The organism is Singulisphaera photorubra (assembly GCF_045290345.1).
Classification (GTDB): Bacteria; Planctomycetota; Planctomycetia; order Isosphaerales; family Isosphaeraceae; genus Singulisphaera.
On sequence record NZ_CP155447.1, the window covers coordinates 5,870,571 to 5,897,002 of the forward strand.

Genomic DNA, 26,432 nt, shown 5'->3' on the forward strand with positions numbered 1-26,432 from the left:
TCCTCAATGACCAGCCATTCGTTCGTATTGAAACAGGGATTCACCGGGCCGATCCTGCGTCTAATTCCGCATATCCACAAATAAAATCGGCCCGGCCCTCACGACGTGGAGGCCGGACCGAATTCGTTCAAGGTCTATGAGTCAGGTCGCGGGTACGCAATCATCAAGGTTCGTTGGAATCGATTCCCGCGTCGAGGACTTTGCCGATTTTGTGGCGGCACTCCTCGAGGTGGGCTCGGCTCGTGTCGTCGAACTTGGCATCTTTCTGGTCGAGTACCTTACCGATCCGACTGCTGATCTCCTTGAGATGGAACCGGGCAAGGCTGCGTGCGTCGGCCGGTACCGAGCCCCCGCCCGAGAAGCTGACATACGCATACATGTCTTCATACGGACTCCGCCGGTTGCCCAGCACCAACGTGCAAAGCCGCCGCAGGTGCTCGCGTTGGAGGTTTCGGCGGATGGTCGAGAGGGCCAAATCCGCCTTACCGTCTCCCTTGTCGGCCAATTCCGACCAGACGCCGTCCGTGAGGACGCTAAAGACTTCAGCCATTTTCAACGGCTCACTACCCGGATCGGCCACGAGTTCCTGATTCTGAAGCCGGGAGAGGACTCCCGCGTCGAAGCACTGGCTCAGGACAATCTTCTGAATCCCCAGAATCCGCTGATTGATCGGATAGTCGGCCGCGCCGCCCGACGAAAGGGAATCATTGCCCCAGTGGTACCAGCGTTCGGCGGTCAGACGACGAAGTAGGGCGGGCGAGAACTTGAACGCCTTGTCGCTGAGGATCTGCTCGGTCACAAAGCTCAGAGCCTCACGTTGCTTGGCGCCCTTCACCGGAGTGACCGGATCACGCTCCCCTTTGCTCCCCTTGTGGTCGCGCGAGACCGACTGCCCGCCGATATACGAGGAGGCCAGGTAGGAGGCGTTACCCCACTGGTTGAGCAGAGTGGAAAAGGCGCTGCGGACCCGCGCCCAGGAGTCACCATCCTTGACCACCTTGCTGTCAAGATCTTTGAGCAGTTGGGAGGCCAGCGTGATCCGCTCCTTGGCGAACCGCAAGGTGTCCGACCCAAGGTCATAGACATTCACCAGCGGATCGTTGGCGAGATACATATCCTCGTCGGTGGCGAAAACCAGGTCCCCTTCAGGCGACCGGGCCGCAATCTTCTTCAACCCGTCGGCCTCATCCCCATCAATATGCGAGTAGGCATACTCGATCGCCCAGTAGTCGTAGGGGCCGATCGTGGTCGTCACGAAATCGCCCTGCTTCTGCCCCTTTGGCGCGATATTGATCGGGTTGTAGTCCATCACGCTCCCCGCTTGTCCCTTGACCCGGGTGATGGACGTGTCGTTCAACTGGTCGGCGGTGAGCATCGAGCTCGCCTTGAAGTTGTGCCTCAGGCCAAGCGAGTGGCCGACCTCGTGCATCACAACTTCTTTGATCAATTGCCCCAGAAGTTCGTCGGGAAGCTTCGCCTCTTCCTTCTCCTTGTCTTTATCCTTATCTTCCTTGTCTTTGTCCTTGTCGGCATTCGCGACAGCCGCCAGACTGATGGCCGCCAGTCCCATCTCATGGCGCATTCCGAGACTGTACTGACAGGACGAGAACTGCCCCGAGACCTGCCGCTTCCTCAACTGCTTCTGAAGGCTGGACCACTCGGCCGGGACCGCTTCGGGAAGGTCGGTGCCCACGAGCGCGGAGCCGATCCCAGGGCGGCGGGACGGCAAAGTCACCGGCAGCCCGAAGCCCTGCTTGGCCGCCATCATCGGACTGATTACCTGGCCGATATCCAAGGGCGCGAGCTGATCTCCATCCAGACCATTCGCCGGAAGGCTGCCCGTCAGGAAGGCATACTCTTCTTTCCAGTAATGGATCCAGCTTGCGTCGAAGATGACATCGCCGTCAATCATTTCGCCGGTCAACGGGTTCGCCCGCAAGCAGGACATGGCGAACGGCGTGCTGGTCGTGATCCAGCGGAACGTGCAGTAGTTGATATCTTCAGGATCAAAATCATCCCGCCCGTCCTCTTGCCAGCGGACCGCCAGGGCGTTGCTGATCCCGATCTTCTCGAAGGCCTTGTTCCACTCCAGAATCCCTGCCTCGACGAACGGGCGATACTCGAGCGGAACGGTGTCCTCGACGTACCAGATGAGCTGCTTCTTGGGCGGAGAGAGCTTGGCCTTGGGATCCGATTTCTCGATTCTCCAACGGTTGACCTGGCGAACGAAATTGGTGTCCGGATCTTTCAGACCGAAGTCTTTCAGAGCACTCAGGAAGTAACCGACGCGGTTGTCCGCGAAGCGCGGCTTATAGCCCGATTCTGGCAGCTTCGCCAAGCTGTAGTGAATGACGATCGTCCGCCCCCGGCCGTCAGCCACGCCATCGTCACCAAAAGACATGGAGGAGCGGCCGAAGCTGCTGAACGTCGCCTCGACCTCGAGCTCGACGTTATTTGGAAACCCCTTGATCTTGTGCCAGTGAGTCCGGTTCCGATCGAGCGAACCGAAGCCAAGTTGGGCAAAGTCGGAAAAGAAGATGTCGGTGAGGTCGATCACGACGCTCTGGCCGCCGGAATGGTTGATGCTGACAATGGGCAAGGCCATCAGGACCGAGTCGGTATAGTTCTGCTTGACCGCCTTATCCAGCGGCGAGCCGGCGGGAGCCTTGTAGTGGATGTTGCGTCGAAGGAGCTGGACCTTGTCGCCTACTCGCTTGAAGACGAGCACCCACTCATCACCGAAATTCAAGGGTTGACCGGCCATCGCCATGCCTCGCGCGATCGCAATCGGCGCGAGCATCGGCTGATTGAACTGGTTCGGTTTGATCTCGGCGTAGAGGTGATCGTCCTTGTGGTGGAGTGTGAGGAAGCCGTCGATCTTCTCGGCTCCCTTGGTGACGTCGGCGAAGTCGCGGAATTTCTTCTCCGAATCATCGCCCCTCGCCGAGCCGGCTGGCTTCGGTTTCTCATCGTCGGCCCGCAGGCCGCTGACTCCGGCCATCACGGCGAGCGCCGTGATCCAACCCATCGCCCAATACCGTTTCATCCGGTCCCCCTCGCAAGGTTCGAGACGGGTCTGGGAAGCCTGACTTCGGCCAGGCTGAGGCCATTCCGACCTCCTCGATCGGTGCCTCAGCGCACTTGTCCCGAACGCCCGCAACAACTGCCCGACCCGCACATTTTCATGATGACCAAAGCGAAACGGACCGGCAAGAGGCCGGGCGAATGAATTCGGACCTGCAAGATAGAGCGACTAGACCGAATAGAAAGAAATAGGAGCTCAGGCAACTTGCGCAGCTTTTGCGAAGCTGGTCTCGTGGTCGAGGTACCACTGGACCGAGCGTTCGATGCTCTGTCGGTAGGTCATCACGGGTTCCCAGCCGAGCCGGATCCGGGCCTTCTCGGTGCTATATTCAAGTTCTCGGCCCATCAGCCAGGTCGCGTAGCGGGTGATGAGCGGAGGGCGCGGGCGCCGGGTCAGGCGGCCATGAGCCTCCAGCAGGAACGCGGCGGAATAGACCGCGCGATAGGGAACGCGTTTGACGACGGGAGGGGCGTTGCAGGCCTCTGCGAAGAGGTTGAGAAACTCGCGCTGGGTGATCCTGCCTTGGTTGGTGATATTGTAGGCCTCGCCAGCCGACCCGGGGTCACGGGAGGCGAGGATCGCAGCCTCGGCCACGATCCCGGCATATACCGCACTCAGCGGATTGTCGCCGCGGCCGATCATCGGCACCTTCCCTCTCCGCAGCCGATCGACGAGTCGCGCGACCGTGGTCCGGTCACGTTCTCCGTAGAGCCAACTGGGGCGGATCACCGTCACCGCAAGTCGGTCCGATTCGGCCAACTGCCAGAGGATCCGTTCGCACTCGACCTTGCTCCGGGTATACGGGTCCCAGACCCAGACGTTCTGGCCCATGGCCGCCGACTCGTCGATCGGCTCGACTTGATCGTGAGGGTGGCCGTAAGCGCTGGTGGAGCTGATGTGGAGGAAGCGACCGACTCCCGCCACACTCGCGGCGGTGGCCAGATTCCGGGTCGCATCAATGCAATCCGTCTGAAACTGGGACCAGCGTCCCCAATCTCCCACCTTGGCGGCGGCGTGGTAAACGACCTCAACCCCCTGCGTGGCCCGGGCACAGGCAGCAGGGTCGGACAGATTGCCGCGGATGATCTCGACGCCCAGCGACTCCAGGAACGCCGTGGCGCTCCCTGCGCGGACCAAGGCCCGAACCCGCCGGCCTTGCGCAACGAGCTGCTCGGCGATGTGGCTCCCCAGGAGACCCGTTCCTCCTGTCACCAGGTCACTGTCGGCCACTCGGATCCCTTCCCTTTCCGCAACGACGACGAGTTTTGGGGCATCGCGAACTTTAACGAGGCCCCCTCCATTCTACACGCTCCCCCGATCCAAGGAGGCGTTCTCGTCGTCACCTGCCCTCCCCCGACCGCGCAAGAAGTCGATCCGACTCTTGTAGGGCAGGCACGGCCCACCAGGTTTCACCCGGAGAAGGACGTCCCCCCCTTAACCCTTCAAATCTCTTGTCTGAAGTCGTGGTGGGTCTTGCCCCATGAGACGCGGCGACCGTCTACGTGTGGGAGGATAGGCATCAGTCTGCCGTCCCACCGAGGTGGCGGCGGCTGATGCCTATCCTCCAAGAAAAAGGGTTGAAGGAAGATGGTGGGCGATCCCCCGCTTGCGAGACGCCCACCCCCCGCACAGTTGCCTGGTTAGTGCGAGAGTTCCTGGGCTTTCTTGACCAAGCCGAGGAACTCGGCCCGGTAGCCCGAAGGGTCCTTACCCAACGCGGAGGTGGCCAACTCGACCACCCCTGGGTACGTCAGAGTTCCCTTGTAAGGCGAGTCCCGGAGTAGCATCCCGAAGCCCGCCACGGCACCGGCGAACTTGAAGTCGTCGGAGGCCCGCGCGTACTCGGTCATCTCATCGGTCACAAAGGTTTCGAGCAACTGGCTCTGCTCTTCCTCGGGACGCTTGTACCGCAGTTTCAGCAGGAGGAGTTCATTCCGCGGCTCCTTCGGCTTATCCGTCTTCTGAAACACGAGCGGATCCACCACCGGACCGTGCTTCTCCGTCCCCGCGGGGATGATTTCATAGAGGGCCGTGACGTGGTGCCCCGCGCCGATCTCGCCGGCGTCCTTGCGGTCGTTGTTGAAATCTTCCTTCTTCAAGAGTCGGTCTTCGTAGCCGATCAGCCGGTAAGCGTCGACCTTGTCGGGGTTGAACTCGACCTGGATCTTGACGTCCTTGGCAATGGTCACCAAGGTCGACCCCATTTCCTGGACGAGGACCTTCTCAGCCTCTTTCGGGCCGTCGATGTAGGCGTAGTGCCCATTGCCCTTATCGGCAAGCTTTTCGAGCTTGCTATCCTTGAGGTTGCCCATGCCGAAACCGAGCACACTCAAGAAGACGCCGCTCTTTGCTTTCGCCTGGATCAACTCGGTCAACTGGGCATCGTTGACGATCCCGACGTTGAAGTCACCGTCGGTGGCGAGGATGACCCGGTTCGTCCCTCCCTTAATGAAATTCTCCGTGGCCGTGTCATAAGCGAGCTGGATGCCGGCGCCGCCGTTGGTCGAACCACCCGCCCGGAGTTGGGCGATCGAGGAGAGGATTTCTGCCTTGTGGAGGCAGGATGTCGAACGCAGGTGCAGGCCCGAAGCGCCGGCGTACACTACAATCGCCACCCGGTCGTTCTCTCCGAGTTGCTCCACCAAGGTCTGTAGCGACGACTGCAAGAGCGGGAGCTTGTTGGGGCTATCCATCGATCCGGAGACGTCGGCCAGGAAGACCAGGTTACTTGGCGGTCGTTTGTCCTGATCGATCGGCCGCCCTTTGATACCAATCCGGGCGAGCCGATGCTTGGCGTTCCACGGGCAGCCGGCGACCTCAACCCGAACCGAGAACGGGTCCTTGCTCGAGGCGGACGGCGGCGGGTCATCATAAGGAAAATAATTCAGGAGCTCCTCGATCCGGACCGCGTTCTTGGGAGGCATGGCGCCTTGCCCGAGAAAGCGCCGCACATTCGCGTAGCTCGCCGTGTCCACGTCGATTGAGAACGTGGAAAGGGACTCGGCAGCCACCTGGATGAACGGGTTGTCCACCACCCGAGCGTAAACCTCCAAATTCACCGGCGCGGCGACGCCGAGCCTCGTCGGTGCGACCCCGAAGTATTCTGATTTGGGCAACTGAGTTTGGCCTGCCGACGCCTGGCCGGCCCGCAGTGCCAGTTGCTCAAGTAGCTCACGCTCAGCAGATAACTGGGATCCGGCCCGGCTCTCAGAACCGCTTTGGGCCTGGTTTGAGGCGCCAGGCGACTTCTGCGGGTGCTGGCTCCCCCCCTGTGGGCCAGACTGCGGGTGCTGATTGTTCAAGTGTTTGGCTTCCATGCTTAAATTCGGCGTGGCAGCCTGCGACTGACCGCCCGCAATTCCCGCCATCTCCCCAGTCGATCGTGTCGTGAGGTCCCTGGTGGAACGGAAGCGGCTCAGACGGTTTTGGTCCGTAGCGAGGTCTTGCAACCGATCCACGTATTTAACACCGTTCACCCCATTCTGATTGGTCGGATCACTGATGGCGTCCTCTGATTCAAAGAGGCTGAAATTTTTGACATCTGCATTCGACTTCACTCCCGCCGTCGGTTGGTTCGCGGGGGGGACGGGTTGCGCGAGCACGGTGGTTGATCCAGATTCACCTGGTGCCAACGTTTTGAATACCTTCTGGCGAGACAAGACTTCGGGAAGCGGCTCGGCCTGCTTCTGACCGGAGAGAGGATCAACGCCGTTGCCCGCGGAGCGAATCGGAGTCGAGGGCGCGATTCGCGGTCGTGACTCAGTGTTTTCGACCGGTTTGGCGAGACTCGCTTCCGGTCTGGCGCTTTCATTCAAAGCTTCAAACTCGGCCTCCGGTCTCGGTGCGTTCGACGACCCGGCGGGAGCCGGCGAACTCAGAGGAGAGGCCTCCGGCGTACGCTCGGACTTCAACGCCACCGCGATTCGGTCTTCAGTCGGGCGGCTGGCGAGCCAAGTGGCGATCGTGGCGCCCGCGAGGAGGCAGGCCGCGGCGGCTAACGCGAGCCAACGGCTGACCGATCGGAGCGTCCGCTTCGGCCGAAGGCCGACTTCGATCGCCTGGTAGTGCTCGGTCGCGAGGCCGGGACCGGTCTCGCTCCGAAACTGAGTGGTGAGAAGCTGTCCGGTCTCGCGAATTTCGTCGACGAACTGACGGGCCAAGGCGCTCTCGGCAATCAGGGCTTCGATTTCCGCCCGATCCGAGCCGTCGAGTTCGCCCAGCGCGTAGGCGGTCAGCCGGGGATCACTGGCATCGAATGTCATGACGGGCTCCTTCACGAAGTGGCTTCGGCCGGCTGGCCGTCAAGCAGTTGATTGCGGAGGGACTTCAGACCGACGTGCAGCAAGTAGCCGACGTTGGACACGCTATGGCCGCTGATTCGACTGATCTCCTGGTAGGAGAATCCGTTTTGAAACTTGAGACGGATGACCTCACGTTGATTAGGAGGTAACGTCTCGACGAGATCGAGGACCCGTGCGGCAGACTCGCGATGCTCCGCGACGTCTGGGGGACTTGGGTCGGCACTGACGCAGTGATGAACCTGCTCGTCGCTCAAGCGAGTCATCCGACTCTCCTTCCTCAGGACGTCCAGGGCTCGGTTGCGGCAGACGGTGAAGAGCCACTCGGCGAGTCGCGCTTCGATCTCCGCGCGATCCTGGACACACAGGCGGAGGAACGTTTCCTGAACGACGTCGCGCGCCGCATCGGCCCCCCCCATCAGACGCGTCGCGTAGAGCGTCAGGGGCGCCTCGAAGCGGGCGACGGCGGCACGGACCCAGGGTCCATTCTCTGCGGAACTTGGCTGGCCAGGCATCGGCTCGCTCGGATTGGAACGGTTTCCGTACACCCCTGACGACGCACGACGACAAGGTTTCTTAGAAAGGGATTTCACTTTAGCCCTGCGGGCATGTTCTTGAAATGAGGACACACCAACTCCGGCAAGCAGAATCATGCGCGCCCATTGTCTTCCCAACTTCATCGCACAGAGGTGCAAAAGGAAGACAGCGAACTTACGCACGCCGCACTTCCGGCCCCGCTCGACCAGGAGAACTAGAGAAAATAAGACGACAGGGAAGACTGGGGACTCATGTTCTCACCTGGCTGGTTTTTGAGATTCGCATGAGCCATTTCCAAGGATCCAACGTATTCCGAGAGGCACAGATTCGGGCCGGCGAACCAGTTGTCCACTTGACGAAAAAATTTCTCAGGAAGGTCTCCCCCCTCGCCGTCCCGTTGCCTGTGTGCCGCATGCGCCGCGAGCGGACGATTCCCTATTTGGCTGAGTATCGTCGAGCCAGGCGCGGCAATTGGCGACTCGATGATTCGGACTCTGGCGTTCAAAACCGGGACCCACCATGCCGGAAGAAACGATTGATCCTGGTCTGCTTGAGCAGACAAAGAACCAGATCCGCAAGCTGGTGGCCGAGATCGCCGATCTCGCCGAGTCGGACATGCAACCGCCCGAGTTCTACGTCGAGTTCCTCAACCGTGCCGTTGCGGCGGTTGCGGCCTCGGGTGGAGCATTCTGGCTGCTGGATGGAAAAGGCAGCATCAAGCTGCAACACCAGCTCGAGTTCCGTCTCACGGGACTCCTTGACGGCCGGGTCCGCACGCAACCCCACGATGCCCTTCTGGGTTGCATGATCCAGGCCTCACAGCCCCAAATCATCCCGCCGGGAGCGACAATCGAAGGGCAGCCGAATGCCGGCAACCCCACTCCGTTTTCGCTGATCATCGCCCCGTTGATGGTCGACCGGCAGGTCGTCGGCCTGATCGAGATCCTGATGGATCCGACCCGGCGCGCGGCCACCCAGAAAAGCACGTTGCGGTTCGTCAGCGACCTCTGCGACCTGGCGGGCAACTACCTCAAGAACCGCCAGATGCGACAGATGATGTCGCAGCAGCGGCTCTGGAACCAGCTCGAAGGGTTCACGCACCAGATCCACGGCTCGCTCGACCTGAAAGAGACCGCTTACGCGATCGCCAACGACGGTAAACGGCTCGTGGGCTGCGACCGCTTCAGCGTCGCCGCCAAGATCGGCGGCCGGGTCATGGTCGAGGCGGTCAGCGGCCAGGAGGTCGTTGAGCAACGAGCCAACCTGATCCGTGAGTTGACCCGACTCTGCAAGGTTGTCATCCGATCGGGTGAGGACCTGGTTTATACGGGCAACACCGATGGGTTCGCCCCCGATATCCGCGACGCGCTCGAACTTTACGTCGACGAGTCGGGGTCGAAGGCGGTGATCGTCACCCTGCTGCATAAGCCTGACTCCGATCAAACCAAGGAAAAGGTCCCGTTCGGCTGCCTGGTCGCCGAGCAGATCGGCGACGAAATGGCGCCGACCGATGCGCACGCCCGGACCGAGGTGGTCTCACGCCACGCCTCCACCGCGCTCTGGAACGCGCAGGAGCACGACAAGATCTTCCTCTTGCCGATGCTCAAGCTGATGGGATCCCCCTGGCGCTTCTTCCGCGGGCGAACCCTGGCCAAAATCATCGGCGTCCTGCTGGCGGTCGTCGGCCTGATCGCCGTCCTCACGTTCGTCCCCTGGAAGTTGACGATCGAAGGTCGGGGCTCGCTCTTGCCCGAAGAGCGAAGAATCACCTACGCACCGACCTCTGGCATCGTAGTCGAGGTGCCGGTCGAGCATGGCAGTGCGGTCCGCAAGGGGGACCTCCTGGCCCGGCTCGAGAGCAAAGAGCTCGAACGTCGGCACAAGGAACTCATGGCCGAGAAGCAGAAGGCCGACAGCGACGTTCTCTTCCTCAGCAATCAGGCACAGAAAGCCGTCACGGCCCCCGATTCCGAGAAATTCCAGATCCAGGCCCAGCACTCGGCCGCCAAGATCACGTCCAAGTCGGCCCAGGAGCAGATCGAAAGCATCAACGAGCAGCTTGAAGAGATGAAAGTTCGATCGCCTCAGGATGGGATTGTCACCTCCTGGGAAGTTCGCAAGAACCTGCTCAGTCGTCCCGTCGAGATTGGCCAGGAGTTGGTTGCGGTCGCCTCCACCGTGGGGGACTGGGTCCTCGAGGTCGAAGTGCCCGACGATGATATGGGGCCGGTCCTCGACGCCCAGAGTCGGCTCGAAGAAGAGATCAAGCAAGGCAAGAAGCAAGTCGGCTCACGCCTGCAAGCCTACTTCGTCACGGCCACCGACCCTGAGCACCGTTACCCCGGCTACGTCTTGCGGATCGGCTCGAAGGCCGAACTCGTCGAGACCAAGCACGTCGTCAAAGTCACCGTCGGGTTCACCCGGGAGGTCCAGAAGGACTTCCTTTCGCGGAACCAGGCCCTCCGTCCCGGTGCCGAAGTTCGCGCCCGAATTGATTGCGGTAAGGCTCGTCTCGCTTACGTCATGCTTCGCGACGTCGTCCATGTGTTCTACGAGACCGTCCTCTTCCGCTGGCCATTCCTGCGTTGAAGCCCTCCACGGAGGGGGTCTACGACCGACCGCGAGTGGCTTGCGTCCCTTCCCTCATTTTTTGAGGTCGGACCACATCCGCGGTCGATCGCCCCCCCCGCTGTCGACTCGATTTTTACGCCCATTCTCTCCCGGAGGCTCGTCATGCTCTTGCCGAAAAAGGCCGCCGCGCTGGCCGCGGGGTTCGTCACTGTGCTCTCGATTGCCTCGGTTGCCCAGGTTCCGGCACCGCGATCTTCCGATACCCTGCCCGTCAGCGACGCCACGATCGACTGGATCGAAAAGTCGGACGTCGCGGCCCTCCGCGAAGGGGTGATCGAGAAGATGGAGCTCCAGATCGGCATGCTGGCCCAGAAGGACAAGCCGATCGGATATCTCCACAAGGAGATCGCCAAACTAACGGTCAAAAAGGCCCAGGTCGCCGTGGACGGGAAGGCCGCCGAAGCCAAGGCCGAGGCTCAAAAACAACTGGCGATCGCGATCGTCGCGACGAGCAAGCGGCTCAACGCCCGCAAGCCGGATATGGTTTCGCTCGAAGAGATGCGCAAGGCTGAAGCCGAGGTCCAAGTCGCGGCGGAAATGAAGAACGAGGCCATTGAACGGCGCAGCCTCGACACGGCCGATCTCGCCCTCGCCCAGCAGGCGCTTGACGAGCACACGATCCTCGCGCCGTTTGACGGCATCATCATTGAACGGATCAAGAACCCCGGCGAAAGCGTGCGGGCCAACGAGGCCGTCGTTCGCTTGGGGAACCTCGATAAGCTTCGCGCCTGGGCCTACATCCCGCTCGAATACGCGTCCCGGGTCAAGGAAGGGCAGATCGTTCTGCTGCAGCAAAAGCTCGGCGGAGCCCCCTCCGAGAAGAAGGTCTACCGGGGCAAGATCACCTTCGTCGACCCGCAGATCCAGCCGATCGCCGAGGTGGCGGTCCGGATCTATGCCGAGTTCGAGAACCCTGAGCACGAACTTCGCCCCGGGGCCAAGGCCGTGATGAACATTCAGCTCGGCACCGAAGCCGCGGCGGCCAATCCGACCGTGGGTTCGAGACCGACCGTGGGCCTCGAACGCTGAACAACCTCGCAGAAACTCAATCGCTCCATCACCATCCCTTGAATTCAAGCGATGACTGATGCGGGTCGAACCCATGCCGATCGCTCGTAGAAAGTCCCACAACCGACCCGAGTCGAGGGCCGCCGGCCGATGAGTTCCGCTCCCTCTCAGGTTCCCACAGCAGCCCCCATGGGGCAGGCCGCCGAGCACCTCCAGGTCAAGCTCCGGCCTGACCTGATCGTCCAGCCCCAGTTCTATGAGGGGATGACGCACTACGTCATCAAAGACCCGATTGCCCTGAAGTATTTTCGATTCAAAATCGAGGAATACTTCCTCCTCCAACAGTTCGACGGCAAGACCAACCTCCAGGACGTCAAACGGGCCTTCGAACGCAAGTATCGCCCCCAGACGATCTCAATCGAGGACCTGACCCGGTTCACCGCCCAGTTGCACGAGGCGGGCCTGGCCCAGATCGATAGTCCCGACCAGGCCAAGGCACTGATCCGTCGCCGGCGCAAGAACCAGTGGAAGAAGATCTGGCAGTTCGTCGCCAACATCCTCTACATCAAGATCCCGGTCGTCGACCCGGAAAAGATGCTGACCGGGATGTATCCCTACTTCCGCTGGCTCTTCACCCCCTACTTCATCACCTTCAGCGTGGGCATGATGCTCGCCGCGCTGACGCTGGTGGCCAGCCAGTGGTCCACCTTCAGCGCCCGTTTGCCTGACTTCCAGAGCTTCTTCAACTGGTCGACCATCTTCTACTTCTGGTGTAGCCTGGCGATCATCAAGATCATCCACGAGTTCGGTCACGGCCTGACGGCGAAACATTTCGGCGGCGAGGTCCACGAGATGGGGATGCTCTTCCTCGTCCTCACCCCGGCCCTCTATTGCGACGTGACCGATAGCTGGCTCCTGCCCAGCAAGTGGAAACGGATCTGGATCTCGGCGGCTGGCATTTATGTCGAGTGTTTCCTGGCGAGCCTGGCCACGTTCGTCTGGTGGAACACCGAGCAAGGGCTCTTGAATAGCCTCAGCCTGGCGACCATGTTCATCTGTTCGGTGAACACGATCCTGTTCAATGCCAATCCGCTGCTCCGGTATGACGGCTACTACGTGATGGCCGACTGGCTCGAGATCCCCAACTTGCGGATCAAGAGCACCCAGTTCTTCACCTACCTGTTCCAGGAGAAAGTGCTCGGCCTGGAAGTGCCGGTCCAAAGCTACATGCCGCGCTCGCGGCGGTCGCTGTTCGTCACCTACGCAATCACCAGCTATGTCTACCGCTGGATCGTCACGTTCAGCATCCTGTTCTTCCTCTACAAGTTCCTGCAACCGTACAAACTCGGCTCGATCAGCGCGATCATGGCGATCGGGTCGCTGGTCCCGCTGGTGGGCATGCCTTTATACCAGGCAATCAAGTTCGTCCGCACCCCGGGGAGGATGCGCAAGGTGAAAAAGGCAAGAGCGGCCGGCTTCGCGGTGGCGGCCATCGCCATCCTCGCCGGAATCCTTCTGATCCCGACGCCGTTGCGGGTTCAGGGGACGTTAGTCCTGACGGCAGCCAAGCCCGAGGAAGTCTACGCCGAAGTTCCTGGCCGACTGGTTGAACTGAAGGTCCGTGACGGCGATTGGGTCAAAGCCGGTGATGAACTCGCCATCCTCTCCAATCCGGAGAAGGTCCGCGAACGGATGCAGTTGCAAGAGCAGCAAGGGGTCAACTTCGTCAAGGCGACCTGGTACGGACGAGGCATCGACTCGAGCAGTCGCGCCCAGTCCAAACAGTTCGAGCAGATGGCCAACGACCTCGAACCGGTCATCGGGAAAGTCGTCGACCAGCTCGGCAAGCTCACCCTGGTCGCGCATCGTGATGGTCAGGTCATGGGTGTCCCCCATCGCGAAACCGTTGGCCAGTGGCTCAGACCCGGCAAACCTTTCTGCGAGGTGGGGGACCCCCACTTCCTCGAAGCCCACATGATCCTCGACCAGGGGGACATCGACCTCGTCAAGCTCGGCCGCCGCGCCTGGCTTAAGGTCTATGGCGACTCCGAGATCACCTTTAAGAGCCACGTCGGCGAGATCTCCAACCGGAACAGCGAGGAGATTTCCCCCGAGCTCTCACACCTCGCCGGCGGCGAGATCGCGACCAAGCAGGATCCGAAGACGAACCAGGCCAAGCCCTTGACCGCCGTCTATGAGGTTATCATCCCCCTGGATAACTCCAACCTCGCCCTCCAGCCTGGTTTACGTGGCTTTGCCAAGATCGACGGTGGCACGCATACCCTCGGCTGGTGGCTCTGGCGGCTCATCACCAAAACCTTCCACTTCACGCTCTAAGCCAAGAGCGTGCATGGCAAGCACGAAACTTGCATACTCTGGTTGTAATCGGCACGGCCCACCAGGATTCTTGGATCCTGGTGGGCCGTAACTTTTGGGCGGCTGCCGATCGAATCAAGCGTTGCCGACGAGACCTGGGACAGGACTCAACCGACCAGCCAGAGCGGACAATCGCGACGCACGGCCTCATTGGCAGCCAGGGCAAGCCGGGCAAAGGCGCGAATCTCAGGGGTATCGGCCACCCAGCCGTCATCAGGATCGCGATAGACGTTCAGAAGTTCCTTGAGGGCTTCATCGTCGAGCGCCAGATCCCAGCGCTGGGCCAATTCCGCCAATTCTTGTCTGAGCCCAGGCAAACTCGCGCATTGCAAGGCCGCCCCCGCCGACAGTGGCAACGAGACCGTCTGCACGTTGGCAGGAAGATAGACTCCCCGACCATCCTGCCCGAGGGCCAGAAGATTCTTCACCGATTCCGCACCAAGGATCTCAACGGCACGCATCTGGAGATCGGTCCAGCCGGCCTCCGCGAGTTCGCCGAAGTGACGAGGAGGGACCCCCTCCCAATCTCCCTCAGCGCCGAAGGCGTGGTCCAGAACTCCGGCCACTTCGTTGGCAAACGACTCCTCGAACGTACCTCGGGTTCCACCGACGGTGAACGACAATCCCATGAGGAGACTCCCCCTTCTACCCCAAACATCGTCTCCGACGTCAGGAACAGGCGTGGCCCCAGCTGGTCCACCGGTGTTTCCAGAAAATGGTCGCCCAGGTCGATGTGGACGGTTCGAACGAGCCGGGAGCACAAAATGGAACCAGAAAGTGAGATCCCGCCGAAATTGAGACGGCGGCCAGCGCGAGCCGAGTGGAAACTCTTGGCGCGACGGGCATGGATGCGACGCTCTTTATTGGTGTCGTCTCAAAACCGCACTGTCAGTCGGGTTTGAAAGCTGGGGTCTGGATTCGCGCATCAAGTCCGCGTATTCTCGCAGAGCAAACGGCGGCCGACCACGCCCTGAGTGTGGGCTCGCTTCAGATGTCTGTCAAGCATCAATATTCAGGAGGTTGGTTTTCATGTTGCGACGTACGACTCAGGCCGTGTTGGGCGCCGTCGCAATCGTCATGGCCTCGGGCTTGGCGGGGTTTGGGCAAGACCAGGATCGAACCCATCCGTCCCTCGGTTTTTCCCCCGCTCGTCGCGCAATCGAAGTCGAGGCCGAGGCGCGTGCACTGGCCATCCCCACTCCCGCCCATGCTCGCACCTGGCTCCGTACGCTTACCGAAGAGCCACATGTCGCGGGGACCCCTGCCGACCACAAGACGGCCCTCTTCGTTCGCGATAAATTGCAAGAATGGGGCTGGGACGCCAGCATCGTCGAATATGAGGTCCTGCTCAACTATCCCGATAACGCGCGACTTGGCAATGGCGACGTCATCGGAACCAGTCTCGAGCTCGTCCGCCCGAACCGACAGAAACTACCGGTCGTCGAGGCCTTCGTCAAAGCCGACAAAGACTCCGTCAGTGAGAAAGCGTTTCCCGCCTTCCATGGTTATGGCGTCTCGGGAACCGCCAACTCCCAGGTCGTTTATGCCAACTATGCTCGGCCGGAAGACTTTGAGACCCTTGAAAAGATGGGGATCGAGGTCCGGGGCAAGATCGTCCTGGCGCGTTACGGCGAGATCTTTCGCGGCTTGAAGGTGCGCAACGCCCAGAAGCGGGGGGCCGTGGGACTCTTGATCTATTCCGACCCCGCCGACGACGGCTATGCCAAGGGAGACGTCTACCCGGACGGCCCATTCCGGCCCGGCTCGGCGATTCAGCGTGGAAGCGTGCAGTTCCTCTCGCTCGGGCCGGGAGACCCCTCGACGCCGCACGGGCCGTCCATCAAGGGGGCCAAGCGACTCCCGATCGATCCGCGCAATGGCTTTCCGCTCAACACAAATCTGAACCGCGCCGCCGAGAGCTGGGAGAAGGAAACCGGCCTGGTGCGCGACGACTATTTCGCGAGCATCCCGGCGCTACCGATTAGCTACGACGCCGCCCGGCCGATTCTCGAAGCCCTGGCCGGCGACAACGTCCCGACTGGATGGCAAGGGGGTCTGCCGTTCGCCTACCACGTCGGTCCAGGACCGGCCGAGGTGAGCTTCTCGACCACGATGAACTACAAGGTCCGGCCAATCTGGAACGTGATTGCCAAGCTCAAGGGAGAGGTTGAACCCGATCGCTGGGTGCTGGTCGGCAACCATCGCGACGCCTGGGTCTACGGCGCTGTCGATCCGTCGAGCGGATCGGCCGCGACGCTCGAGATGTGCCGAGCCCTGGGGACTGCCGTCAAGAACGGCTGGAAGCCAAGGCGAACGATTGTTTATGCTAGTTGGGACGCCGAGGAGTATGGCCTGGTCGGCTCGACCGAGTGGGCGGAGGAGCACGAGAAAACGCTTGATGAAAAGGCCGTGTTGATGCTCAACGTGGACTCGGCCGTCGCCGGCACGGAGCTCGATGTCGACGGCGTTCCATCACTCCGCGACCTCCTGCTCGACTCCGCCGACGCTGTGACCGACGTCCGAACCGGTCGATCGCTCCGCAAAACCTGGGTCGAGAAGAGGCGGGCGCGTTGGGTCAGCCAGGTGCCGGTCGACCTTTCCTCGCTGGAGGCAGAGAAGGATTCGCCCCAGGGCGGCTCCGCGGCTCCACGGTTCTCGCCCCAGATGGATCCGCTCGGCTCCGGCTCCGATTACACCGCGTTTCTCGACCACCTCGGAATCCCCGCCATCGACATCGGATTCGGCGGTCGATATGGCGTTTATCATTCGGTCTACGACAACTTCCATTGGATGGAGTCACAGGGCGATCCCGAGTTCCTGACTCACACGATGGCCGCGCGGCTGTACACGGTGCTGGTCATGCGGGCGGCGGCGGCCAATGTCGTCCCGCTGACGTTCACCCCCTATGCGGAATCGCTCGGCGAACATCTCGATGAACTCAGACGGATGGTCGAGCGCAAGGCCCGCATCTCCAGCGCCGATCCGAGCAAGCCTCCATTTCAGTTCCGCGGCGTGGCCGGGCTCAGCCAGTCGATCGCCAGGTTTGCGGCCCAGGCGAAGTCGCTCGATCACCAGGCGGCCGAAGTCGCGGCTGACGAAGGCGCGACGGCCGAGCGACTCTCGCGACTCAACGACGCGCTGAGCCGGGTGGAACGAGCGTTCCTGCTCAAGGACGGGCTTCCGGATCGCCCCTGGTTCAAGCACTCGGTCTTCGCCCCCGGAATCACCACCGGCTATGCCTGCTGGCCGTTCCCCGGCGTACGCCAGGCGATCGCAACCAGCAATGCCGAGATGCTCGCCACACAGGTCTCCGCGCTGGTCGAACGGATCGACGCCGCGACGGCGGCCATGAAAAGCGCGGAATCGGCCGCCAAACCGTAAGCGCGGGGGCACCTTTACCTCCTCGAAATCCACCTCTCGTTCCTGCCCAGCCAGTCTCCTGCGAGCCAAAGGACAACTCCCGGATGAGTGAGATGACAACCAGGGAATTCACCAAGCTGCCGAGGGTGCTTGGCCCGGTTCAGGCGCTCTGCGTCATCGTTGGTTCCGTGATCGGTTCCGGTATCTTCATCGTTCCCGCGGAAGTGGCCCGCGACGTCCCGAACATCTCGGGAATCGTGTTGGTCTGGATCATCGGCGGTATGTTCAGCCTGGCGGGCGCGATGACGCTGGCGGAGCTCGGGGCGATGATTCCCCGCGCGGGGGGGCTCTACGTCTACCTTCGCGCGGCCTATGGCGCGTTGCCGGCCTTCCTGTTCGGCTGGACCGAATTTCTGATCATGAGAACGGGCTCGATGGCCACGCTCGCCGCAGCGTTCGCCACCTACTTCGCGAATCTTGCCCCCCCTCCCGCAAACATCCGCGGCGAAATCTGGCAAGCCGGGGCCGCCGTTGCCGCAATTGCAGTCGTAACGACCATCAATGTCCTGGGAACCGCAATCGGTGGCTGGGTCCAGGTCGCTGGAACAGCGCTGAAGGTCGGCGGCCTGATCACCCTGATCACGCTGCCGCTCGTACTCGGCGGTGGCGAAACCGCCAACCTGAGCCCACTCTTCCCTTCCTCGCTCAACCTCTCGCTGCTGGGCGGAATGATGGCCGCTATGGTCGGCGTACTCTGGGCCTACGACGGCTGGGTCAACCTGACTTCGCTTGCCGAAGAGGTCCGTGACCCGGGCCGCAACATCCCGAAAGCGCTGGTCCTCGGGATGGGCGCCCTGATCGGGCTCTACCTGGCGATGACACTTGCCTACCACCTCGTCCTGCCCCTCACCGATATCGCCGCACTGGCCGAAGTCAAGCAGGGAGACAAAGCCGTCGCCGCGCTTTACTGCTACCGGCTTCTCGGAAATAAAGGGGTCGTGGCGATCTCGTTCCTGGTCATGTGCTCAACCTTCATCTCGCTCAACGGCAATGCTCTGACCGGTCCCCGGGCCTACTTCGCAATGGCCCGCGACGGCCTCTTCCCGATGCGGATCTGCCGGATTCATCCGCGGTTTCAAACGCCTTCCAACGCCATCATGGCGCAGGGAACATGGGCGATTCTGCTCACCGTCATCGGGACCGCCTTGATCGTCGCGCCCGCCCCCGGCCCTGACAGCGGTCTCCCCGATCTGGTGGTCGCCGCGTGGGCCAAGCTGAACAAGACGCCACTCTACAAGCTCCTCTATACCTACGTGATCTTTGGCGCCAACATGTTCAACATGCTGGCGATCGGTAGCGTGTTCGTCCTACGCAAGAAGCGGCCCGACATGCCCCGCCCCTACCGCGCCTGGGGGTATCCGTTCACCCCCCTGCTCTTCCTCATGGCCTCACTCTTTCTCATGGGCGACATGCTGCGTTCGACGCCCGCCGAATCGATGGCAGGGCTCCTGATCGTCATCCTCGGTCTACCCGCCTACTGGGTCTTCTCCCGCAACGGGTCCAAGGTCGTCGTCGACGAACCCTAACTCGGGGCTGAGCCGGGGAAACCGAAGCCAAAAGTAGCGAGGGGGCTGGCTGGTGCCGGCCCCCTCCTTTCGTTGATCAGGGACTTCAGCCCTGACGATCATCGCCACCTTCGTTCCCCTTTTCCCCTGCCGCGATTCGTGGGGATCACCGCTTTTTCCTCACGTTGATCCCATCGCCGGCCTTGATCCGGTCTAGGTTCTGAGCCTCGTTCTCGAGGGTGACGCCATAGAGCGGGTTCGCCACATCAGGGTTCGTCACGCCAACCGACACCGGATTCCATTTCGGACTCGAGTCACAGCCCGTCAGGCCGAGGGACAATATGCCGGCGGGCACCCACACGTACAGGCCGCGAACCAGGTGGCACATTCTCATTATCCCGCTTCCTTTTCGCAAAGTTATGAGAGCGTGTAGGCTCGACTCAACCTCAACTTGAAAATCGGAATTCTCTCAAGGATGGCGATTACGTCGATCACGCCCAGCCGATCAATAATTCTCATCCCTGACGATTTCGCCTCCTGACTTGCTGCCGAGTGAGAACCAGGCGAACTGATTGATGCGATTCGTGATAAACCTGACACTCCCGTCGCCTAATAACGTGTTGACTCCACCGGAATGGCAACTCCGGGCGCACAACAGGCCGCCCCCTCCCTGATACAAGGCACAGTCCGTATTCGGGGAATTCGGTGTGAGGACCGTGCTGAAGGTTGTCCCGTAGTGCGACCGGTTGCTGACCCAGTAATTCAGGGCGTCGTTGAACTCGTTGGAGTGCGCAACACGCCGGGAATTGCATTTCGCAATGAACTGTGACAAATACGAATTGCCGACCGGGTTAATGGCCGCGTAGGGAAAGGTCTGAGTGAGTCCCGAACCGTAGCCGTTCCCCTTGCCGTCAGGCCATGATACGCCTGAGTAGAACTCCGCACCGTTCATCGTGGCGGGGCTGTTGTCGCCAATCCGCATCTCGCTCATCAGGATCGTGCTGCTTGTGCCATCCAGGCAATCCCGAATGCCATAGGCCTGGTTCTTTGCGAACATCCCGAGGCCCACTCCCAAGTAGGGGTTCGCGTCGTCCCGGAACTGCGGCCCGATGCTCGCGGCATAATTGGCGCCGTTGGGAAACACACGGGAATAGGCGTCCGAAGGGCAGTTAAAGGTGCCAGGCTTGCCGAGGATGACCGTGGTGTTCGCCGCGGCGCTGGTGCAGCCCTGGATCACGCAGGAACACTGAAAATTAAAAGCGTTGTACTGCGGCGTGGCTTCCATGGAGCCCAACAAGAAAACCAGAGGTCCAGGCCCCCAGTCGACGTGGTATTGAGTGGGGATTACACAACTGCACGCGCTCGTTGCAAGGAGGCAGAACGAATTGTTGGTGGAGTGGTAGTTGTGTAGGGCCAAGCCAAGTTGCTTGAGGTTGTTGACGCACTGGATCCGACGGGCGGCCTCCCGAGCGGCCTGGATGGCGGGAAACAGCATCGCGATGAGTACGGCAATGATCGCAATGACGACCAGGAGTTCGATCAACGTGAAACCACGATTGATCTTCCTACGCATGCGCATGGAGAGGTCCTCTCTGATGTGGCGAGTGACGTCTTCCTTCTGCCGCAGAAATGAGTGACGAATGATGCAGCCCACCTCCGAACGATCGACGTGCAAACTTCGGCATAATCAAAACATTGAAGGGATCGAATTGGGAGTTAAACAGGCCCTCCAATCGCCTCAAAACCCACTCCAAAGTCCTTTTCACCAGCGCAACGTCACCTCGCGACGAGCGCACGCTCCTCCAGAGTGGTTGACGCTCAAAGGGCTGGGGATCCCGCGATCGACAAGACGCAAGTCCCCAACCTCGGGCATGACCACTCCTGCGTTTTACTATGCCCACATGTTGTTGCTTTTGTGGTCTAAGAGTGAATGTCCAATAACAACTCTCTAATAGAGAGATTGCACGATCGCGATATTTCGCAACACGAAATCCTTACACTTTCCGCAATCTCAACTTACATTCAGCATCAAGATATCATCACGCCATGCGAGACGGATTGACGGAGTGGGACGAGAGTCTACTCGACATGTCATGTTGTAAAAGTCGCAATTCCACACGACCGTTCCACGCGTCCTGGAAGGATCCTTGACCGAAGAAGGAGCCGAGTTCTTCGACGCCGATTCGGAGCGGTGTGACGGTGGGTCGCCGCCCATCGGCAGCCAGGGGCCGAGCGCCTGCTCGCCCGACCGTCCTCCAGATGGCCGCCCAAGATGACGTCTACCCAGGAGACACTCATCCGACGATGGTTGGCTGAAGTGCAACCCGTTGGGCAACTTTGCACCTCGAGATGCACCCCAGTTCAATAAACGCGCGATCGCATAACTGAATGCAGTTCGGGACGATCAGGCCTACTTGGGAAACTTGTTCCCTGCCACGGAACTCCCGCTTCCGCGGACATTACTTTTCTCACGTGCTGGAGCGGACACATCCAGGTACGCATTGAAATTCTGAAAGAGATTACGACGGGAAGGGTTCTCGTAGTAGGCGGCGATTGGACTCCGCCATGGGGAAAGCCTTGTAACAATTCATGATTTCACGTCGTCACAATTATAATTCCAAAAGAATCATCGGTGGACCCAGTATTCAATCACATTCCGCCACTGGAGGAGAAGGTCGCTGAATTTCCGGCCCGGTCGAATCCGGAGCACGGACGGCCCGGCCGTATTCCCTCGGCCTAGAGCAATTCCTCGGACTCGCGCCCACCCCGAGGGAATTACGGCCGGGCCGGCCGTGCTACTGCAAACCAACCCCTTGCGGAAACCGCAAGAATCATCGGTTCTATAGCTCTGACGCGGATTGTAGTAAGAAAGGTCCCAGGAGAATGGGGAGCCGCTCGAATCGGAAATCGCCCGGTCGAATTCCTCCAGGCAGGGCCCCCGCTTCACTGGTCAGGACGTTCTTCTTTGAGGAGTGAACGGGGCTACTTTTTTTCCTCCGGGAGACGGTTATCCGTTGGCGCCGCGAACCGAGGCGGTGGCCGGTTGTCCCGGTGCTCGTTGTCGACGGTCATTTGAAGGAACCCGATACACATCTCGTCGGTCGTTTGCTCACCCCAGTGAACGGCGACAGGCGGTGAGCTCGGATTGGCAGGGTTCTCGGCCGAGTTGTCGAAGTGAGCCTTCATCTCGATCCGAGTGCCCTTGGGCAGGGGAATCGGTGTCGCGAGGTCGTACGCCCCTTGCCAGTTGAAATCCCATTGATCGATCCGGATCAAGGTCAAGGTCGAACCGTCGGGACGGATGGCCTTCAACAAGAAATTCTTGCCGAGCCAATGCATGTGAGGTGTCACGGAGATCAGATGTGAATCCTCCGCGATAGTTTGGGTGCCTTTGATTTCGTAGTTGGATTCCCCCGCGGGGATCAGGAGCGTGGGGCGTCTGAAGAATCCAGGCGTTGGCGGAATGACCCGACTTGTCCGCACCTGCTTGTCGACCTTGCTCTTGGCGAAGTAAAGCCCGATTGACGAATGATCCGACTCAACCTTGCCGCTGCGATGATAGTGCACCTGGAGCAAAACGTCAGATCCGGCCGGTAAATAGCGGCCGACTCCATCGGGCAAGGGGCGAGCGAACTTGCCGGGCGACCACCCCCCGAGCCCCCCTGAGGGGATCATGCCGAACCCTCCAAACGCCTTGTAGCCGGGCTTCGGATCGGCTTCGTCGAGCTTCTTCGCCGCTCCCCGGACGTCGAACGCCGCCAGCACGTGGTGGACGATCTTCGGATTTCCCGGCAAGAAGTCGACGGCCGCCACCCATTTGCCTTCGGTCAAGCCGGTAGGCAAGACGAATACGCGAAGTTCGTCCCGTCCCTCGGCGTCGAGACTGTAGGACTCGGATGCCTTGAGAACCAGGTCAGGGGCGCCGAGCAGCCATTCCGAATCCCAGGTTCGCGAGGGGGGAGAGTCCGAGGCGTTTCCCTCGGGACAACCGGCTTCAGCCCAGCGGCCCAAGGTGGCAACCTCCTCCTGAGACAACACGCGAGCGTCCTGGAACGGCCCTCCCTCTTCGCTCGACGCATGCCAGGGAGGCATTTTTCGGTCGGCGGTCACGGCCGCCAGATCGGCCCCCCGCTTCCGCGCCTGGTCGTAGCTCAGGAGCGAGAACGGAGCCACCTGCCCCGGACGATGACAGTCCTGGCAGTGCTTCTGGAGAATCCGGACGACCTCGCGATGAAAGGTCGGGACTTCGGCACCGCTGGCTGCCCATCCCGTCATGCCGATCACGAGCGCAATGCCATGGAATCCGAACCATCGTCGCATCAAAACACCTCCCGATCACTCAAGCTCGACCATCACTCGCATCGGTTCTCCTAACCCAATACACGACGGCCCCGGCCCGTGTTTCAATCCTCTCCACGAAGCGAGACGACCGCCTCCTCGATCGTCGGGAGGGACAAATCGGGAAAGTGGCTTCTTAATTTCGACGTGTCGAGCGAGACGTCGACAGGGCGAGGCTCGGCGAACGTCAGATCCGCCTGGCGGTTCGCAAGCACCAGCGCGGGATCCAAACCGAGGGCGATCGCCTGGCGACGCACCAGTTCGAAACGACTGACCCGCTCCGGACCGGCGACGTGGAGCAAACCCCGAACCTCTGACTCGGCCAGCCGAACCAGAATCCGCGCCGCGCTCTCGAGGTCGAGCGGTGTGCGGTATTCATCTTCGAAAAAGGTCTGCGGCGTCCCACCGCGTAGTCCCGCGATCGTTCGCTCGTAATAACTCTCGCGTCCCGACCGCGACGCTCCATACATAAGGCTCATCCGCGCCACTACGCCGCGAGGAACCGCCAGGACCGCCGGCTCAGCGTCATGCTTCGTCCGCCCGTAGGCCAGGATCGGCTCCGCCTGATCGTCCTCACGGTACCACGCTTTCGACCCGTCGAAGACCAGGTCGGTCGAGGTGTAGACGAGCCGACGGCCGTGCTCCGCGCACCAGGCCGCCAACCGCGCGGTCGCCTCGGTGTTGACAGCACGCCCACGAACCGGGTCGCGGCGCACCGCTTCAGCCGAGCTGATCGCCGCCGCATGAATCACGACCTCCGGATCCACTTCCGACAACCCTCGGGCCACCGCCTGATCCTCGGTGAGATCCACAGCCCGTAACGTGATCGGGCCCCGCGTCCCCTGCTCAGAGCCACTCCAGGCCCAGACCTCATGGCCGGCTCCGACCAGATGGAAAAGTAGTGTCGACCCGAGTTGACCGCTTGCCCCTGTCAGAACAACCCGCATTACCCGATCCCCCTTGAGCTCTTATACCCCGCATTCAATTCATTTTTCACAAGCCGAGCATGGAACAGGCCGATGATAGGCCGACAGGAGGATTCAGAACAGGTTCGAGGAGCTGGACGGGATCAACTTGAATGGAGAGCGACCGTGATGAACATTCGCGAATTGCCGTTGGACGAGTTGGTCCTTGACCCGAATCTGAATCTGCGGGACCGCCTGGACGAGTTCACGGTCGAGCGTTACGCCGAGTCTTGGGACCGCCTGCCACCGATCACGGTTTACGAGATTGACGGACGTTGGTTGGTCGCGGACGGGTTCCACCGCCATGCCTCGGCGATCGCACTCGGTCGAAGAACGATCAAGGCGGAGATCGTCGAGGGCTCGTTCGAAGCCGCGCTCGACTTCGTTTCCAGCGTGAACCTGTTCCACGGTCTTCCGTTAACCCGCTCCGAGCGCCGCCGAGCCGTCGACGTCAAGCTTCGGCTCCATCACGACTGGTCCGACCGGCGGATGGCCGAGGAATTGGGAGTGAGCCGGGAGTTGGTCGCCAAGACAAGGCGCAGCCTGATCGAGGGCAACCAGATCCCGAACAATCCCGGTCGGGTGGGAGCGGACGGCAAGACCTATTCTTCGGCCGGCCTTCCCAAAGATCCGAACGAGCACTTGCCCAAAGGGAAGGCGAGCGCCCAGCAGGACGATCCGCGGGACCGCGGCGGGCGCGAAAGCGATGCCCCCCCCTGGGACGACGCCACCTCTCCAATGCCTGCGGTTTCACGGGAGCCGACCGGCCTCGCCCCCTGGCAAGATGATGACGCCAAGGCTGTCGCGCTCTCCGACCCCGTCCCCTCAGCGGCCCCCACGATTGACGAGATGCTGTCACTCATGGCGAAGCAGGTGATGGAAGTCATCAACTGGACGCAAGCCGAGGGGTTCACCGAAGCGTACCGGACCGCGGGAGGGAACACGCGCGGTCTCTTTCAGGCGGCCGTCATCAAACTCGCCGCCCGTGCCGACCAGCTCCGAAAGCTCTGACCGTGTCCGGCTCGCCGAACCAACAATGAGGCGTCGCCCGGCCACGTTCGCTCAGACGAGCTCGCACAACACACTGTCGGCCAGAAAGAGCCCGTCTCGGGTGAATCGGATTCGGTTTCCGTCCTCTTCGAGCAGCCCGCTCTCCAGATATTTCTTGAGGGTGGGACCGGCGAGATCGTCGAGGTCGAAGCCGGTCCGACGCGCAAAGTCCGAGCGATCGATCCCGGTGACGGTCCGCCTCAGCATCAGGACGGCCGTCTCACGTGCATGGGCCTCGGGTTCGAGCGTTTCGGTGGGCCCGGTCGCCTCTCGACCTTCTTCGATGCGACGCAAGTAAGCCGGCAGATCGCGTGTGTTTACCGATCGCACGCCGCCCACGTAGCGGGCCGCCCCCACGCCGACACCGAAGTAGGCGTCGTTCGCCCAGTAGATGAGGTTGTGCCGCGACTCGTGGCCGGAGCGTGCAAAATTGGAGATTTCGTACATCAGCAGCCCGGCCTGCTCCAGGCGATTGATGGTGTGCTCGTACATCGCCCGTTCGGCCTCTTCATCGACCTCACGCACCTGGCCCGCTTTCCATTGCTTCCACAGGGCCGTCCCCTTCTCGTAGACCAGGCCGTAGCACGAAAGATGCGCGGGTCCGAGTGAGAGAGCGGTTTCCAGGTCCGCCTCCCAGAGCGAGAGCGTGGAGCCGGGCACGCCAAAAATGAGGTCAAACGACCAGTGCGGGAACCGAGGCCGGATCCAGTCGAGCGCTCGCGCCACCTCTTCAGGGGCATGGTTCCGCTCCAGGGCCTGCAGCAGAGTCGGCTGAAACGACTGCGCTCCCAGGCTCACCCGATTGACCCCGCCCGCGGCCAGGACGTCAGCCTTTTCCTCATCAAGGGTCCCGGGATTGGCCTCGACCGTCCATTCACCCCCCGGTTCGAGGAGATACCAGCGCCCGATCATCGCCAGCAACCGCCGGAGCTGATCCGCATCCAGCCGGGTCGGCGTCCCGCCCCCCACAAAGATGGTCTCGACGGGCTGAGGCGTCCCCATCCGCGCCATCTCACTCTCCAGCGCGGTGAGATAACGATCCGCCAGATGATCAACACCGGCCAGTGACGCAAAATCGCAGTAACCACACTTATGCGCACAAAACGGCACATGCACATAAGCGGCGCGAGGCCAAACCCAAGAATCAACCATTTTCAACGACCAAGGCTAGAGATTACGCCAAACAACCAGGCAGAGCCGCACACTTAACAAGCAAATC

The 26,432-nt window shown here is 61.3% G+C and carries 16 protein-coding genes; 6 read left to right on the top strand and 10 right to left on the bottom strand.

Going from position 1 to position 26,432, the window contains the following annotated elements:
- Positions 1 to 163: 163 nt before the first annotated feature.
- The 4 genes from V5E97_RS22160 to V5E97_RS22175 form a co-directional block, all read right to left on the bottom strand.
- On the bottom strand, positions 164 to 3,046 hold the full coding sequence (locus V5E97_RS22160; RefSeq protein WP_406693711.1) for a zinc-dependent metalloprotease: 2,883 nt from the start codon (positions 3,044 to 3,046) through the stop codon (positions 164 to 166).
- A gap of 234 nt (positions 3,047 to 3,280) precedes the next feature.
- Positions 3,281 to 4,315, bottom strand: coding sequence for an NAD-dependent epimerase/dehydratase family protein (locus V5E97_RS22165; RefSeq protein ID WP_406693712.1), 1,035 nt, complete (start codon positions 4,313 to 4,315; stop codon positions 3,281 to 3,283).
- 410 nt (positions 4,316 to 4,725) lie between these two features.
- The gene (locus V5E97_RS22170) at positions 4,726 to 7,347 is read right to left on the bottom strand and encodes a YfbK domain-containing protein (protein WP_406693713.1); all 2,622 of its coding nucleotides are present in this window, start codon (positions 7,345 to 7,347) and stop codon (positions 4,726 to 4,728) included.
- A gap of 11 nt (positions 7,348 to 7,358) precedes the next feature.
- The gene (locus V5E97_RS22175) at positions 7,359 to 7,898 is read right to left on the bottom strand and encodes an RNA polymerase sigma factor (protein ID WP_406693714.1); all 540 of its coding nucleotides are present in this window, start codon (positions 7,896 to 7,898) and stop codon (positions 7,359 to 7,361) included.
- A 541-nt stretch (positions 7,899 to 8,439) separates the two neighbouring features.
- Between V5E97_RS22175 and V5E97_RS22180 the strand changes: the two genes are divergently transcribed.
- From V5E97_RS22180 to V5E97_RS22190, 3 genes are all read left to right on the top strand, one after another.
- The gene (locus V5E97_RS22180; RefSeq protein WP_406693716.1) at positions 8,440 to 10,509 is read left to right on the top strand and encodes an efflux RND transporter periplasmic adaptor subunit; all 2,070 of its coding nucleotides are present in this window, start codon (positions 8,440 to 8,442) and stop codon (positions 10,507 to 10,509) included.
- A gap of 144 nt (positions 10,510 to 10,653) precedes the next feature.
- Complete coding sequence (locus tag V5E97_RS22185) at positions 10,654 to 11,580, top strand: efflux RND transporter periplasmic adaptor subunit (protein WP_406693717.1); 927 nt, start codon at positions 10,654 to 10,656, stop codon at positions 11,578 to 11,580.
- A gap of 129 nt (positions 11,581 to 11,709) precedes the next feature.
- On the top strand, positions 11,710 to 13,896 hold the full coding sequence (locus tag V5E97_RS22190; protein ID WP_406693718.1) for a site-2 protease family protein: 2,187 nt from the start codon (positions 11,710 to 11,712) through the stop codon (positions 13,894 to 13,896).
- 146 nt (positions 13,897 to 14,042) lie between these two features.
- Here V5E97_RS22190 and V5E97_RS22195 read toward each other — a convergent pair whose 3' ends face one another.
- Positions 14,043 to 14,564 carry a hypothetical protein gene (locus V5E97_RS22195; protein ID WP_406693719.1) on the bottom strand — a complete coding sequence of 174 codons (522 nt, stop codon included), beginning with the start codon at positions 14,562 to 14,564 and terminating at the stop codon, positions 14,043 to 14,045.
- A 400-nt stretch (positions 14,565 to 14,964) separates the two neighbouring features.
- Here V5E97_RS22195 and V5E97_RS22200 point away from each other — a divergent pair, with 400 nt between their 5' ends.
- Positions 14,965 to 17,316: a M28 family metallopeptidase gene (locus V5E97_RS22200; RefSeq protein ID WP_406693720.1), complete on the top strand. Its 2,352-nt coding sequence runs from the start codon at positions 14,965 to 14,967 to the stop codon at positions 17,314 to 17,316.
- Positions 17,317 to 17,399: 83 nt separating this feature from the next.
- Positions 17,400 to 18,881, top strand: coding sequence for an APC family permease (locus V5E97_RS22205; protein ID WP_406693721.1), 1,482 nt, complete (start codon positions 17,400 to 17,402; stop codon positions 18,879 to 18,881).
- A gap of 145 nt (positions 18,882 to 19,026) precedes the next feature.
- Here the strand turns inward: V5E97_RS22205 and V5E97_RS22210 are convergent, their stop codons facing one another.
- The 4 genes from V5E97_RS22210 to V5E97_RS22225 all read right to left on the bottom strand — a co-directional run bounded on the left by V5E97_RS22210 (position 19,027) and on the right by V5E97_RS22225 (position 24,145).
- Entirely contained in the window at positions 19,027 to 19,254 is a 228-nt protein-coding gene (locus tag V5E97_RS22210) for a hypothetical protein (RefSeq protein ID WP_406693722.1), read from the bottom strand.
- A 111-nt stretch (positions 19,255 to 19,365) separates the two neighbouring features.
- Entirely contained in the window at positions 19,366 to 20,439 is a 1,074-nt protein-coding gene (locus V5E97_RS22215) for a DUF1559 domain-containing protein (protein ID WP_406693723.1), read from the bottom strand.
- A gap of 1,403 nt (positions 20,440 to 21,842) precedes the next feature.
- On the bottom strand, positions 21,843 to 23,180 hold the full coding sequence (locus V5E97_RS22220; protein ID WP_406693724.1) for a monooxygenase: 1,338 nt from the start codon (positions 23,178 to 23,180) through the stop codon (positions 21,843 to 21,845).
- 83 nt (positions 23,181 to 23,263) lie between these two features.
- Positions 23,264 to 24,145: an SDR family oxidoreductase gene (locus tag V5E97_RS22225; protein WP_406693725.1), complete on the bottom strand. Its 882-nt coding sequence runs from the start codon at positions 24,143 to 24,145 to the stop codon at positions 23,264 to 23,266.
- A 147-nt stretch (positions 24,146 to 24,292) separates the two neighbouring features.
- On the opposite strand from V5E97_RS22225, the gene V5E97_RS22230 reads away from it, so the two are divergent.
- A complete protein-coding gene (locus V5E97_RS22230) occupies positions 24,293 to 25,174 on the top strand; it encodes a ParB/RepB/Spo0J family partition protein (protein ID WP_406693726.1) in 882 nt (293 codons plus the stop codon).
- A 51-nt stretch (positions 25,175 to 25,225) separates the two neighbouring features.
- Here V5E97_RS22230 and hemW read toward each other — a convergent pair whose 3' ends face one another.
- A complete protein-coding gene (hemW, locus tag V5E97_RS22235; RefSeq protein WP_406693727.1) occupies positions 25,226 to 26,365 on the bottom strand; it encodes a radical SAM family heme chaperone HemW in 1,140 nt (379 codons plus the stop codon).
- Between the last annotated feature and the right edge of the window lie 67 nt (positions 26,366 to 26,432).

Bases quoted from the DNA above. Each gene is read 5' to 3' on its own strand.
- V5E97_RS22160 (WP_406693711.1), bottom strand. From the start codon at position 3,046: ATGAAACGGTATTGGGCGATGGGTTGGATCACGGCGCTCGCCGTGATG.
- V5E97_RS22170 (WP_406693713.1), bottom strand. From the start codon at position 7,347: ATGACATTCGATGCCAGTGATCCCCGGCTGACCGCCTACGCGCTGGGC.
- V5E97_RS22175 (WP_406693714.1), bottom strand. From the start codon at position 7,898: ATGCCTGGCCAGCCAAGTTCCGCAGAGAATGGACCCTGGGTCCGTGCC.
- V5E97_RS22180 (WP_406693716.1), top strand. From the start codon at position 8,440: ATGCCGGAAGAAACGATTGATCCTGGTCTGCTTGAGCAGACAAAGAAC.
- V5E97_RS22185 (WP_406693717.1), top strand. From the start codon at position 10,654: ATGCTCTTGCCGAAAAAGGCCGCCGCGCTGGCCGCGGGGTTCGTCACT.
- V5E97_RS22190 (WP_406693718.1), top strand. From the start codon at position 11,710: ATGAGTTCCGCTCCCTCTCAGGTTCCCACAGCAGCCCCCATGGGGCAG.
- V5E97_RS22195 (WP_406693719.1), bottom strand. From the start codon at position 14,564: ATGGGATTGTCGTTCACCGTCGGTGGAACCCGAGGTACGTTCGAGGAG.
- V5E97_RS22200 (WP_406693720.1), top strand. From the start codon at position 14,965: ATGTTGCGACGTACGACTCAGGCCGTGTTGGGCGCCGTCGCAATCGTC.
- V5E97_RS22205 (WP_406693721.1), top strand. From the start codon at position 17,400: ATGAGTGAGATGACAACCAGGGAATTCACCAAGCTGCCGAGGGTGCTT.
- V5E97_RS22210 (WP_406693722.1), bottom strand. From the start codon at position 19,254: ATGAGAATGTGCCACCTGGTTCGCGGCCTGTACGTGTGGGTGCCCGCC.
- V5E97_RS22215 (WP_406693723.1), bottom strand. From the start codon at position 20,439: ATGCGCATGCGTAGGAAGATCAATCGTGGTTTCACGTTGATCGAACTC.
- V5E97_RS22220 (WP_406693724.1), bottom strand. From the start codon at position 23,180: ATGCGACGATGGTTCGGATTCCATGGCATTGCGCTCGTGATCGGCATG.
- V5E97_RS22225 (WP_406693725.1), bottom strand. From the start codon at position 24,145: ATGCGGGTTGTTCTGACAGGGGCAAGCGGTCAACTCGGGTCGACACTA.
- V5E97_RS22230 (WP_406693726.1), top strand. From the start codon at position 24,293: ATGAACATTCGCGAATTGCCGTTGGACGAGTTGGTCCTTGACCCGAAT.
- hemW (WP_406693727.1), bottom strand. From the start codon at position 26,365: ATGGTTGATTCTTGGGTTTGGCCTCGCGCCGCTTATGTGCATGTGCCG.